The sequence below is a fragment of the Myxococcus sp. AM010 genome, assembly GCF_013372585.1.
Classification (GTDB): domain Bacteria; phylum Myxococcota; class Myxococcia; order Myxococcales; family Myxococcaceae; genus Myxococcus; species Myxococcus vastator.
Genome location: NZ_JABXEO010000046.1, coordinates 1 through 11,981, shown reverse-complemented (window position 1 = coordinate 11,981; position 11,981 = coordinate 1). Strand labels below are relative to the sequence as shown.

The following is an 11,981-nucleotide window of genomic DNA, read 5'->3' as shown; positions in this document are numbered from 1 at the left end:
GAAGCCAGGACGCCGGACGACCGAGGTCGCCGGGTTCCTGGCTTCTCCCTTTTCGGGCGCCGGGAGCTTCGGGGTAGAAGGGTCCCTGGTGGCTCCGCGCGCTCGACTCCGGTGGTGGTGGTACCTGCTGGCCGTGTGGGCCGCGTCGTGTGGGCCGTGCGGCTTTCAGCCGGAGCCCGGCGTGAAGGTGGTGGTGCCGGCCATGCCCACCACGCTGGATTGGAGCCACTCGGACCCGGACAGCTGGGCGAACTACCCGGTGATGCTGGCCACGCAGCGTGGGCTCACGCAGCTGGGGCCGGACCATGGCGTGGAGCCGGGGCTGGCCGAGCGGTGGGAGCGCGTCACGGACGGGCAGGGGCGGGACGTCTATACGTTCCACCTGCGGCGAGACGTTCGCTGGTCCAACGGCGCACCGCTGGTGGCGCGTGACTTCGTCGTGGGCTGGCGGCGCGCGCTGCAGGGCCGCGAGCGCGGGGAGATGGCGGACCTGGAAGGGGCCTCCGAGGCGCTGGCGCTCCAGGAGCGGGGCGCGCCGGAGGCCGAGGTTCGCGCCGCGCTGGCGCGCGTGGGCGTGGAGGCCGTGGACGCGCACACGCTTCGGGTGACGCTGGCGCGGCCGCGCAGCTACTTCCTGGCGCGCGTGGCCAATGTGTACCTGTTCTATCCGGCGCCCTCGGCGGACCTGGAGGGGAAGTCGGACGAGGAGGTCCGGGACTACTTCGACCGTCCGCGGGATGGCCGGCCCCTGGCGCTGGGGCCTTACCGTGTCGAGCAGTGGGACCGCGCGGGGGAGCGGGTGCGGCTGGTCCTCAACCCGGCCTCGTCCTTTCCGCCGCCGATGGCAGAAGGGGAGGCGCCCGCTCCGGTCATCACCCTGCTGAAGTCGGAGATTGGCCCGGCGCTGTACGAGCGGGAGCGGGTGGACTTCGTCTTCGTGGACAGCGCCGCGGCGCTGCGCATCCACCGGCCGGACGACCTGCGCCGCGAGCCGCTGCTGTCCACGTACTTCCTGGCCTTCAACACGGAGAAGGCGCCGCTGGACAGGCCCGAGGTTCGGCGCGCGCTGGCTCGGGCGCTGGACCGCGAGGCGCTGCTGGCGGGGCTGCTGCCCGCGGCGCGGCCGTCTCATGTGTTGCTGCCGCCCGAGCTGCCGGGGGCCGCGACGACGGAGCAGGCCGCGCGGCTGCCAACCTATGCGCCGGAGCAGGCCCGCGAGGAGCTGGCGGGTGTGGCGGGGCTGGAGCGGCCGTTGCGGCTCGTCTACCGCTCCGGGGATGGCTTCGTGCCCGAGGTGGCCATCGCGGAGCGGTTGGCCGCGCAGCTGGCGCGCGTGGGCGTGCGGGTGGTGCTGGAGGCGCGCTCGGATTTCTCGGCGGAGCTTGCCCGGCGCTCCCCGCGGGGGCCTCGCACGTATGACTTGTACCTGCGGCGCCTGGGGGCGGATTACGCGCACCCGAATACGTTCTTCACGTTGTTCGAGCGCGAGGGCAACCACCAGACGGGCTGGGAGACGCAGGCGGACGGCGAGCCCATGGCGCGCTTCGAGCGGCTGCTGGAGGCGGGGGACGGCGCGCCGGACGAGGCGAGCGCCCGTGCGTCGTATGTCCAGGCGCAGGAGGTGCTGGTGGGGGAGCAGGCGGTGATTGCGCCCCTGTACCACCCGGACCGCTACTACCGCGCGCGTGAGCGGCTTCGCGGGCTGGACGTGGACCCCTTCAACTTCCTGGCGCTGCGCGCGCTGCGCTTGGCGCCGGCGGCGGATGCGTCCCGGGCGGGGGCGTCGCCGTGAGGGCCATCGCCCAGCGACTGTCGCGGCAGGTCGTCCTGGTGCCCGTCGTGGCCGTGGCGTCGTACTTCCTCATGGCGTCGCTGCCGCTGACCACGGAGACGGACGCGAAGCGGCAGGTGTCGCGTGAGCTCGCGGCCTCGTACCGGAGGGACTTGGGCATCGGCGAGCCGCTGGGCTTCCTGCGCCCGTGGGAGAAGCTCTTTCGCGGCGAGCGCCTGGGCACGAGCGCCCAGGGCATCACCGGCGATGAGCTGCTGACGAAGCTGTCCGGCAGCGTGGGCGTGGGCTTGATGGCGCTGCCGCTCGCGCTGACGTGGGCCCTGGGCTTTGCACTGCTGCGCACAGGGTGGCGCAAGGGACGCTGGGCCGCGCTCGGTGACGTGGTGCCCGCCGTGGCGTTCGGAACGCCCGTCTTCATCCCCGCGTTGTTGCTCGCGCCCGGTGTCGTCGAGCGCGGACATCTGCTGCCCGAGCTGTGCGCGGCGCTGGTGACGTCCATCTGGCCCGGCATCTTCCTGGGCACGCTGGTGGGTGACTCGCTGGAGGCGGAGTTGTCGCGCGACTACGTGCGCACCGCGCTGGGCAAGGGCCTGTCGCGCGCCGCGGTGCTGCGCCGCCACGTCCTGCCCAACGTGTGGCCCGCGATGCTGGACGCGGTGGGGCCCGTGGCCACGTCGCTGCTCGCCGGGTCCTTCGCGGCGGAGCGCGTCCTGGGCCTGCCGTACTTCGGCCAGCTCTACGTCCTCGCCGTGCTCAACAAGCAGGTGGCCGTCGTCGTCGTCGCCACCACCACCTTCGCGACGCTGCTCGTCGTCGTGAGCCTCGCGGTGGAGGTGCTGCGCTACGCCGTGGACCCGCGCTCCCGGGAGGGCTCGGCATGAGCCGCGTTCCCGCGCGCGCCCGCGTGGGCCTGGCGCTCCTCGTGGGACTGGGCCTGCTCAGCCTCGTGGCGGGGCGGCTCTTCCCGGAGGCGCTGGCCAGCACCTGTCCGCTGGGCATGGACCCCACGCGCCCGGACCGCACCGTGTGCGAGCTCGCCTTCGGTGGGCTCTGGGTCTCCCTCGCCGTGGGGCTCGCGGCGGGCGCGCTCTCCACGCTTTGGGGCCTCGCGGTGGCGGCCGTGGCGCGGCTGTCCGGTGGCGCGGTGGAGCAGACGCTGCTGCGCGCCGTGGACGCCGTCTTCGCGCTGCCGGACGTGCTGGTGGTGATGGTGCTCCAGCTCGCGGGGCAGTCGCTCTCCGACGCGGGCGCGGGCGGCGGCCTGGGCCCCTTCGGGTTGATGGTCGTCTCGCTGGCCCTGGTGGGCTGGGCCGGGCCCGCGCGCATGTTCCGCAACCGCCTGGCGACGCTCGAATCACAAGAGTACGTGGCCGCGTCCCGGGCGCTCGGCGGTGGGGGGCTGCACCTGCTGCGCGTCCACCTGTGGCCCGCGCTTCGGCCCTTCGCGCTGGCGGTGTTCCTGTCGCGGCTCCCCGCCGCCATCCTCACCGAGTCCACTGTGAGCTTCTTCGGCATCGCCCGGATGGAGCCCATGTCCCTGGGCCGCTACCTGGGCACCAGCTACGCGGCCCTCATCTACGAAGGCGGCGGCCGGGTGGTGCTGCCCGCATGGGCGCTGCTCGTGCTGCTGGTGCTCGGCGCCTCGCTCGCTTCCCAGGCGCTCTCCGGGGCACCGCGCCGGGCGTCCTGAAGTGGAATTCCCAACGTTGGGGGAGGGGTTCTCCTCACACGGAAACCTTTTGCCCACATCGGTGCCTCCATGTCCCTGACGCCTAGCGAAGAGCTTGCCACCTCCACCGAACTCGACACCCGCGAGCGCGAGGAGCGCTCGGATTTGCTCAAGCTGGAGCCCGCGCGCGGCGCGGTGCTTGTCGTCGAGGATGACCCTGCCCACCGCGAAATCCTGGTGGAGATGCTGGCGGGCTGGGGCTACGAGCCCTTGCCCGTGGGCAGCGCCGAGGAGGCTGAGTTCGCCGTGCGCAACAAGCGCATGGACGCCGCCATCGTCGATGTCTTCCTCCCTGGCCGCAGCGGCGCGACGCTGATGTCGCGGCTGCGCGAGCGCTTCCCCCAGTCCGTCCTCATCGGCGTCAGCGCCATGAGCGACGGGGCCATGGCGCGCAAGTGCAAGGGCTTGGGCGCGGACCTCTTCATCGGCAAGCCCCTGGACCCTGAGCGGCTGGCCGAGGCCCTCCGCTCCAGGCACACGAGCTGGCATTGAGGCCCCTCTGGCCAGGGGCGCCGGGGCGGGTTCCGGTTGCGCCATCCGCGTGAACGGTTGATGCTCCTGGGGGTGAAGAACCTTGCTCCTGGCTTGCTGCTGGCCATGCCCCAGCTGGGCGACCCGAACTTCTACCGCTCGGTCGTCTTGATGCTGGAGCACTCGGAGACGGGCTCCATGGGGCTCGTCATCAACCGGGCGGCCCCCTTGACGCTCGGTGAGCTGGCGCGCGGGCAGAGCCTGGGCATCGCCGCCGGGCGGAAGGAGTACTCCGTCTACCTGGGCGGCCCGGTGGAGCCCCAGCGGGGCTTCGTCCTCCACGACGACACGGAGCAGCGGGAGAAGCACGCGGTGCTGCCCGGCCTGTTCCTGAGCGTGACGCTGGACGCGCTGGGCCCGCTGCTGACGAATCCAAACCCGCGCCTGCGCTTCTGCCTGGGGTATGCGGGCTGGGGGCCGCGCCAGTTGGAGAGCGAGATTGCCGCCGGCTCCTGGCTCTTCACCGAGGCCTCCGCGGAGGCGGTGCTCGGGCAGGAGCCGGCAAAGCTGTGGGACACGACGCTGCGAGGCATGGGGGTGGACCCCGCCATGCTGGTGATGGGAAGGGGAATGAACTGATGCTCGACGCCGAATTCATCCGGGCCCGCATCCTGGAGGCCCTGCCGGGCTCCGAGGTGGACGTGCGGGACTACACCGGGACGGGAGACCACTACGAGGCCCGGGTGGTGAGCCCTGACTTCGCTGGGAAAGCGATGGTGCAGCAGCACCAGCTCGTGTACGCGCCACTGCAGCAGTGGCTGAAGAGCGGCGAGCTGCATGCGCTCGCGCTAAAAACCTATTCTCCCGAGCAGTGGCAGAAGCTCGGGACTCGCTAGAAGGAGCGGCACCCATGACGCCTGAACTCAAGGCCCGGTTGGAGCAGGAGACCCGGTCGCACAAGATTGTCCTCTTCATGAAGGGCAACGCCCTCTTCCCTCAGTGCGGCTTCTCCGCGCGGGCGCTGCAGGTGCTGCAGCCCCTGGGGGAGGTCCACACGGTGGACGTGCTCGCGGACCCGGAGATTCGCCAGGGCATCAAGGACTTCACCAACTGGCCCACCATCCCCCAGATTTTCATCAACGGGCAGTTCGTCGGCGGCTCCGACATCCTCATGGAGCTGGCCGAGCGCGGTGAGCTGGCCGACCTGGTCGCGGGCAAGAGCCCGGCCTAGCGGACGGGGCCTCGGGGCGTGACGGGCGAGGGGGAGACCAATTCCCCTCGCTGCGGCTAGGATGGGAGGCCGCTGCCCCGAGGAACCGCCGTGGTCACCGCTACCCGTCAGAACACCCCCGAGAATCCGGACGAAGCCTCCGCCGAGGTGCCCACCGCGGCCCCCGCCGTCGAGGCGAACGTCCCCGTCGCAGAGCGCAACGCCGCCGTCCCCCTGACGGACACCGTGTCGCCGGCCCAGGCGCCGGGCGTGGTGGTGGACCCGGAGGACCTGGTCGACACGGCGAAGACGCCTACCCTCATGGACAAGGTGCAGCAGTTCCGCGCCCGCCATGAGAAGTGGGAGATGGCCGTCTTCTTCTTCGGCGGCTTCATCTACGACGTCCTCACCATCAGCCGCATCGATGACACGCTGACGCTGGGGCAGAACTTCGGCTACCTGCTGTTCCTCACGGGGCTGCTGCTGCTGGAGCAGCGCTACCCGGACGGCGTGGAGCCGCCGAAGTTCCTGCAGAAGGTCTGGCGCTGGCGCGAGGACGGCATCCACTTCCTCTTCGGAAGCCTGCTCAGCGCGTTCATGCTGCTGCTCTTCAAGAGCACGTCGGGCGCGCTGCCCTACCTGTTCGTGGTGGGCCTCTTCGCCCTGCTGGCGGCCAACGAGCTGCCCCTGTTCCGCAAGCTGGGCCCCGTCATGCGCATGGTGCTGCTCAGCCTGTGCGTGACGATGTACTTCGTCTGCCTGCTCCCGGTGGTGCTGGGGCGCATGGGCTTCTGGGTCTTCCTGCTGGCCGTGGCCCTGGGCTGCGCGAGCATCTTCGGGGTGATGCGCCTCATCCGGCGCTGGCGGCCGGACAACCGGTACGTGCTGCGCAACGTGGCCATCCCCGGCTTCGGCGTGCAGGCCGCGCTGCTGGGGCTGTACCTGGTGGGCGTGATTCCGCCGCTGCCGGTGGCCGTGCAGTTCGCGGGCATCTACCACCAGGTGGAGCGGGTGAGCCCGGGCGTCTACCACCTGTCCTCGGTGGACTCCGGTGCCTGGTACAAGCCGTGGACGTGGGGCGGGCCGGACTTCCTGATGCAGCCGGGAGACAAGCCCTACTACTTCTTCCGCATCTTCGCGCCGAAGCACTTCCAGTCGTACAAGGTCCGCGTGCGCTGGTACTTCGACGACCCGCGGAAGGGCTGGACGACGTACGGCAACGGCTTCATGGCCACCGTCAGCAGCAACGGCACGGACGGCGGCTACCGCTATTATGCGACGACGTCCAACCTGAAGCCCGGCGCGTGGCGCGTGGTGCTGGAGACGGAGGACGGGCACGAAATCCACCGTCTCAACTTCACCGCGGGGCCGGATGCGAACCCCGGGCCCCGCGTCTTCGACGTCGCCGTGTCCACGCTCAAGGACGTGAAGCCCCTGCCTCACGCGGAGTGGCAGGAGCGGGCCGCGTCCGCGGCGGCGAAGCCGAAGTAGCGCGCCTTACTTCTTCTTGCCCTTCCGGGCGGCCTTGTCCGCCGCCCAGAGGGACTTCATCCACGCCTCCACGTCCTTCGCCTTGCGAGGGATGTCGGCGGAGAGGACCTTGCAGCCGCGCGCGGTGACGACGACGTCGTCCTCGATGCGCACGCCGATGCCGCGGTAGCGCTTGGGCACGGTGAGGTCGTCCGTCTGGAAGTAGAGGCCGGGCTCCACCGTCAGCACCATGCCCGCCTGGAGCTTCCCGTACTTGTAGGCCTCCTGCCGCGCCTGGGCGCAGTCATGCACGTCCAGGCCCAGCATGTGGCTGACGTTGTGGAGCGAGTAGCGCTTGTAGAACTGGTGCTCGTCCTTGAGCGCCTCCTCGGCGTCCTCGAGGATGCCCAGGGCCTCCAGGCCCTCCGCCAGCACGCGCATGGCGGCGCGGTTGGGCTCCATGAAGTCGTTGCCCGGCTTCACCTCGGCGAAGGCCGCGTCCTGGGCCTCCAGCACCAGCTCATAGATTTCACGCTGCTCCTTGGAGAACTTCCCGGAGATGGGCAGCGTGCGGGTGATGTCCGCGGTGTAGAGCGTCTGGCCCTCCACGCCCGCGTCCAGCAGCAGCAGGTCGCCGGGGACGAGCGGCCCGTCATTGTGGTGCCAGTGCAGGATGCACGCATGGGCGCCGGAGGCGGCGATGGTGCGGTAGCCCACGTCATTGCCCTCCACGCGGGCGCGGAGGTTGAAGATGCCCTCCACGTAGCGCTCCGTCTTCGCCGTCTTCAGGCCGCGGATGACGTCCTCGAAGCCGCGCTGCGTGGAGTCGATGGACGTCTGGAGCTCACGCAGCTCCTGCGCGTCCTTGCGCAGCCGCATCTCCGACAGCGCCTGGGCCAGCCCCTTGTCCTGGCCCTTCTCACCCGGCTCCGCCACGGCGCCGTCTACCTTGGGTGACAGGCCGCGCAGCACGCGCGTGGGGCGGCTCGCCGCGCCGCCGAGGCCGGAGAGGAAGTCCGGCAGCTCGTTGAGGCCCCGGGCCTGGTCCACGCCGTAGCGCGCCTGGCTCTCCTTCACGCCCAGGCGAGGGCCTTCCCACAGCTCTCCCTTCACGCGGTCGGTGAAGAACGTGGCGTCGGTGCGGCCCGGGTTGGGCTCCACGAAGAGCACGTCGGTGTGGCCGCCCTTCTCCTTGGGCTGGAGGACGAGCACGCAGTCCGGCTCCAGGTTGCCGGTGAGGTAGTAGAAGTCGCTGCCCGGCCGGAAGCGGAAGTTGGTGTCGTTGGCGCGCACCTTCTCGTGGCCGGTGGGGATGATGAGCGTCTCACCGGGGAACAGCTTGGAGAGCGCGCGGCGGCGGGCCTTGAAGGCGTCCGCCTGCTTGATTTTCGGGGGCAGCTTCTTCGAGCGCGGCTTCCACGACTTCATCATGAAGTCGAGCAGGGCCGGCGGCGGCACCGTGTCGTGCGTGGCGGGCTTCGCGGGCGCGGCCGCGGGGGCCTGCTCCTCGGAGGTGACAATCGGCTGTTGCTCGCCCAGGGCGGGCTGAGCGGCGGCGGAAGAACGGGTCGTGGCCATGGACAACTCTTCACCCGGCCACGCCGGGCCTTCAAGTCAGAGTTGTCACGGGAGGCGCCGCAGTGTCCTCCCGGAGAAGCGCCACCTGCCCCAGGAGGACGGGCACGGCCGTCTCCACGCGGAGAATGCGGGGCCCCAACGAAAAGGGGCGGAAGCCCTGGGCCTCCAGGAGGTCGGCTTCGAAGGGCACCCAGCCGCCGTCCGGTCCAATGGCCAGGACGACGCGCTGGGTCAGACCCACGCCCAGCGCTCGGAGTGGCTGCCTCGCGGGCGGGTGGGGGAGCAGGCGGAGCGTCTGGGGGCCGAAGACGGCGTCGAGCTCGTCTTCGACGAAGGGGCGGAAGCGCTCACGGACCAGGACCTCTGGGAGGCGCGTGTCCCGGGCCTGCTCCAGTCCCTGGAGGAGCAGCTCGTGGACGAAGGTGGCGTCCAACACCTTGGAGTCGAAGTAGCTCTTCTCCACGCGCGCCGCGTTGACCAGGACGATGCGGTCCACGCCCAGTGACGCCACCGCGGGCAGCACCTTCTTCAGCGCCTTGGGGCGGGGGATGGCCAGCAGCAGGTCGATGCCCGCGCGCGGGGGCGGGGGCTCCGTGAGGGTGACGCGCAGGTGCAGCACGCCCGCGCTGTTCTCCAGCACCTCGCCGGTGCCGGTGAGGCCCCCCAGGTGCCCTACGCGAAGGGACTCGCCGGGCTCGGCGCGCAGCACCTCGCGGGCGTGCTGGGCCCGCCGCCCGGTGAGGCGCGCGGTGCCGTCGGGCAGGAGGTCTTCGTCCAGGAGGAGCAGCAGGTTCACCGGGCCTCTGTACCCCGTCGCCCGCGGCAGGGGGAATGGTGAAGGCACGAATGGGTCGGCGGCGCCATCGCATTTCCAAGCAGCCCATCCGCGCGCCAGTGTCGCCGTTGAGCGTCAGGTCGCAGCCGCTTGTCGTCCCGCGCCCCGCCCCCTAGTGTCCGCCAGCCGAACGTGACGAAGGGACCGCCTGCGTGGGAATCGAATTGCTTATCCAGTCCAGAGGCAAGAACGAGCGCGCGCCCGTCACGCTCGTGATTCCCATGACCGGCGCCGTGGAGGACGGCCCCCTCGCCGAGGACACGTGCCGCGAGGTCCTGCGTGCGGTGATGCGGGCCCTGGATGGGGCTCGGCAGGCGAGCGGCGACGGCGGCCTGCATGCGTTCACGTTCTCGCTGCGCGGGGCAACCGCCGATGGCGCCGCCCAGTGGGAGCTGCGCGAATACGAGGTGTGTGAGCGCGCCGCCCACTTCGAGTCCCTGCACCCGCTGCTGCGCGACTACGCCGTCGTCACCGGCGCGGGCGCCAACGGCAACCGCATGTGGGCCGATGCGGAGACCCCGGCCGGCACGCATGCCATTGGGGCGCTGGTCCTGCGCGACCGCACCTGGCTCCCCGCGTACATCGACTTCCTGCGAAGCTGCGACCTGGACCACGAAGTCGACCAGTGGGGCGTGCTCGACCAGCTCATCGAGCACCATGGATGGGCTCCCGACACCTGCGCCCTGGCGGCGGCCCGGCTGCTCAGTTGCCGGGGCCAGCACGGCGACGAGCAGCTCTCTACCTGGATGGAGGCGAGCCTGGGCGAGTACCTGGCCACCGAGGAGGGCCGCGCGGCGTTCGACCACGCGGCGGCGCGCGAGTTCGACACCTGGAACGGCGACATCATGCTCGGCGCGCTCAAAGGACCTCGGGATGCGCACTGCGGCGAAATGGACGAGTGGCTTGAGGCCTTCGAGCCACTGATGGACCCAGCGCGGCTCGCCGTGTTGCGGCGACATGCCCACGGCCGCTGGGCGCGAGAGCGCGGCCTGCCCGAGCAGTGACAATCGCCGTCATGCCGCGAAGGCGGGGTCGCGTCGCCGTGAACGCGGAGCGGCGCCGACCGGGGCCACCGGCAGCACGCGTGAGAACGCCTGGGTCCAGGGGCGTGCCCGGCCGCCGGTGTCCTGGGGAAGCCGGTCCCCGGGCACTCGGCCTGCCCGGCCCTCCCGTGGTGGGACTTGCCCCTCATCGGGGCGTGCCGTAAAGGCGGTGGCCGTGCGTAACCTCTGCCTGCGTTGCCGCCGTCCCGAGAGCGCGTGTTATTGCGCGCAACTGCCGCCCCGGTTGGAGACGCGCACGCGCGTCGTGTTCCTCCAGCACCCGCGTGAGAGCCGCGTGGCCATCGGCACCGCGCGCATGGCCCACCTGTCGCTGAGCAACTCCGAGCTGCATGAAGGCGTGGACTTCACCGGCCACCGGCGGATTGAAGAGCTGGCCGCGCAGCGGGACTCCGTGGCGGTGCTCTTCCCGGGCGAGGACGCAATCTCCGTGGAAGAGGCGCGGCTGAATCCCCCCAAGACGCTCATCGTCGTGGACGGCACCTGGCCGCAGGCGAAGAAAGTCGTTTCGCGCAACCCGGTGCTGGCGGGGCTGCCGCGCATCGGCTTCGTGCCGCGCCGACCCAGCAACTACCGCATTCGCGCGGAGCCCGCGGACCACTGCGTGTCCACCATCGAGGCGGTGGTGGAGATGCTGGGCGTCCTGGAAGGCGACCCGGCGCGCTTCGACACCATGCTGCGGGCCTTCGAGTACATGGTGGACACGCAGCTGGCGCGGCAGTCGACGCGCACCTCGCCCAACCGGCGCCGCATCTACTTCGGGCCGTGGCGTCCGCCGCTGGAGCTGCGCACGCTGGCGGAGCGCTTCGAGAAGCTCGTCGTCTTCTACGGCGAGGCGAACGCCCACCCCGCGGGGGCCGAGGAGATTCCCACGGAGCTGGTGCACGCGGTGGCGTGCCGTCCGGCCACGGGCGAGCGCTTCGAGGCCATCATCGCGCCCGAGCAGCCCCTGGCCTACAGCACGCCGCTGCATGTGGAGCTGTCGGAAGACATCCTCCGCGCGGGGGAGCCCCGGGCGGAGGCGATGAAGCGCTTCGAGGCCTTCCTTCGTCCCGATGACGAGCTGGCGGTGTGGACCACGTTCGCGCTGGACCTGCTGTGGGCGGGCGGCATCACCCGGCGCCCGGCCAGCAGCGTGCGCCTGGCCACCGCGCGCGCGCTGAAGGGCAAGGCGGGCGGCGTGGAGCAGGCGATGACGCAGCTGGAGGGCCCGGAGGTGCCGCAGTGGGCCCCGGGCCGCGCGGGCCGACGCATCCGCGCGCTGGAGTCCGTGGTGCGCGAGCTGGTGGAGCGAGGCAACGCCACCGAGCCGCCCCAGAAGCTGCCGCGCACGGGCAGCTGAGTCCGCGCCCGTTGCCGCCCGCTCAAGGCAGCAGCCCCGTCTTGGCCTCCTTGGCGTAGCGTCCTCGCGGGAAGTCATTGAGGTACTGGCGGTACTCGTCCCGGGCCCGGTGGGATTCGAGCTTCTCCTCGAAGCACCGCGCGCGCAGGTAGCGCGCCTGTTCGCGGTGGGCGGCCCGGGGGCTGCGTTGGGCAATCTCGTCCAGTCCCACGAGGAAGCGCTCGCACTTGCGCGAGTTCACCTGGAGCCGGGCGTAGCCCAGGAACCGCTCGTCCGCGTCCCTGGAAACCAGGGCCATGGGAATCATGGGGCCGCGCTTCTTCGCGGCCTTCTTCGCCACGGCCTCCGGAGGCGGCTGGGGCGCGGGCTCGACGGGGACGTTCACCGACGGCGCGGGGTAGGGCGCGAACTCCTGGTTCGGGTCCACGGGGGCCCGGGGCTCGGCCGGAGGGCCTCCCGCGGCGGCGACGGGGGCCAGGGCCTCCGCGGGGAG

General features: G+C 71.3%; 12 protein-coding genes and 1 pseudogene. 10 read left to right on the top strand and 3 right to left on the bottom strand.

What is annotated here, in order from left to right:
* The first annotated feature begins 85 nt into the window (after window positions 1–85).
* The 8 genes from HV826_RS20940 (at window position 86) to HV826_RS38115 (ending at window position 6,693) form a co-directional block, all read left to right on the top strand.
* Window positions 86–1,792, top strand: a complete 1,707-nt coding sequence (locus HV826_RS20940) for a peptide ABC transporter substrate-binding protein (RefSeq protein ID WP_176418840.1) — start codon at window positions 86–88, stop codon at window positions 1,790–1,792.
* Entirely contained in the window at window positions 1,789–2,673 is an 885-nt protein-coding gene (locus HV826_RS20935) for an ABC transporter permease subunit (protein ID WP_176418799.1), read from the top strand. Before HV826_RS20940 ends, HV826_RS20935 begins: the two co-directional genes overlap by 4 nt.
* Complete coding sequence (locus HV826_RS20930) at window positions 2,670–3,482, top strand: ABC transporter permease subunit (RefSeq protein WP_176418798.1); 813 nt, start codon at window positions 2,670–2,672, stop codon at window positions 3,480–3,482. The genes HV826_RS20935 and HV826_RS20930 overlap by 4 nt, the downstream gene beginning before the upstream one ends.
* A gap of 69 nt (window positions 3,483–3,551) precedes the next feature.
* Complete coding sequence (locus HV826_RS20925) at window positions 3,552–4,013, top strand: response regulator (protein WP_163782692.1); 462 nt, start codon at window positions 3,552–3,554, stop codon at window positions 4,011–4,013.
* 72 nt (window positions 4,014–4,085) lie between these two features.
* Complete coding sequence (locus HV826_RS20920; protein WP_176418797.1) at window positions 4,086–4,631, top strand: YqgE/AlgH family protein; 546 nt, start codon at window positions 4,086–4,088, stop codon at window positions 4,629–4,631.
* On the top strand, window positions 4,631–4,888 hold the full coding sequence (locus HV826_RS20915; protein WP_176418796.1) for a BolA family protein: 258 nt from the start codon (window positions 4,631–4,633) through the stop codon (window positions 4,886–4,888). Before HV826_RS20920 ends, HV826_RS20915 begins: the two co-directional genes overlap by 1 nt.
* Before the next feature lie 14 nt (window positions 4,889–4,902).
* Window positions 4,903–5,223: a Grx4 family monothiol glutaredoxin gene (grxD, locus tag HV826_RS20910; RefSeq protein WP_176418795.1), complete on the top strand. Its 321-nt coding sequence runs from the start codon at window positions 4,903–4,905 to the stop codon at window positions 5,221–5,223.
* Window positions 5,224–5,313: 90 nt separating this feature from the next.
* Window positions 5,314–6,693: a DUF2914 domain-containing protein gene (locus HV826_RS38115; protein ID WP_176418794.1), complete on the top strand. Its 1,380-nt coding sequence runs from the start codon at window positions 5,314–5,316 to the stop codon at window positions 6,691–6,693.
* 6 nt (window positions 6,694–6,699) lie between these two features.
* Here the strand turns inward: HV826_RS38115 and HV826_RS20900 are convergent, their stop codons facing one another.
* Together HV826_RS20900 and HV826_RS20895 are read right to left on the bottom strand one after the other, a co-directional pair.
* Complete coding sequence (locus HV826_RS20900) at window positions 6,700–8,250, bottom strand: aminopeptidase P family protein (RefSeq protein ID WP_176418793.1); 1,551 nt, start codon at window positions 8,248–8,250, stop codon at window positions 6,700–6,702.
* A gap of 31 nt (window positions 8,251–8,281) precedes the next feature.
* Window positions 8,282–9,046, bottom strand: a complete 765-nt coding sequence (locus tag HV826_RS20895; protein ID WP_176418792.1) for a 16S rRNA (uracil(1498)-N(3))-methyltransferase — start codon at window positions 9,044–9,046, stop codon at window positions 8,282–8,284.
* 260 nt (window positions 9,047–9,306) lie between these two features.
* Here HV826_RS20895 and HV826_RS20890 point away from each other — a divergent pair, with 260 nt between their 5' ends.
* On the top strand, window positions 9,307–10,089 hold the full coding sequence (locus HV826_RS20890; protein ID WP_217918714.1) for a hypothetical protein: 783 nt from the start codon (window positions 9,307–9,309) through the stop codon (window positions 10,087–10,089).
* Window positions 10,090–10,297: 208 nt separating this feature from the next.
* A complete protein-coding gene (locus HV826_RS20885) occupies window positions 10,298–11,488 on the top strand; it encodes a tRNA-uridine aminocarboxypropyltransferase (RefSeq protein WP_176418790.1) in 1,191 nt (396 codons plus the stop codon).
* A gap of 22 nt (window positions 11,489–11,510) precedes the next feature.
* Here the strand turns inward: HV826_RS20885 and HV826_RS20880 are convergent.
* A pseudogene (locus HV826_RS20880) lies at window positions 11,511–11,981 on the bottom strand (tol-pal system YbgF family protein); the annotation flags it as partial.

What these genes read in the sequence shown, in the direction of transcription:
- HV826_RS20930 (WP_176418798.1), top strand. Translation starts at nt 2,670, where the DNA reads ATGAGCCGCGTTCCCGCGCGCGCCCGCGTGGGCCTGGCGCTCCTCGTG.
- HV826_RS20925 (WP_163782692.1), top strand. Translation starts at nt 3,552, where the DNA reads ATGTCCCTGACGCCTAGCGAAGAGCTTGCCACCTCCACCGAACTCGAC.
- HV826_RS20915 (WP_176418796.1), top strand. Translation starts at nt 4,631, where the DNA reads ATGCTCGACGCCGAATTCATCCGGGCCCGCATCCTGGAGGCCCTGCCG.
- grxD (WP_176418795.1), top strand. Translation starts at nt 4,903, where the DNA reads ATGACGCCTGAACTCAAGGCCCGGTTGGAGCAGGAGACCCGGTCGCAC.
- HV826_RS20900 (WP_176418793.1), bottom strand. Translation starts at nt 8,250, where the DNA reads ATGGCCACGACCCGTTCTTCCGCCGCCGCTCAGCCCGCCCTGGGCGAG.
- HV826_RS20890 (WP_217918714.1), top strand. Translation starts at nt 9,307, where the DNA reads ATGACCGGCGCCGTGGAGGACGGCCCCCTCGCCGAGGACACGTGCCGC.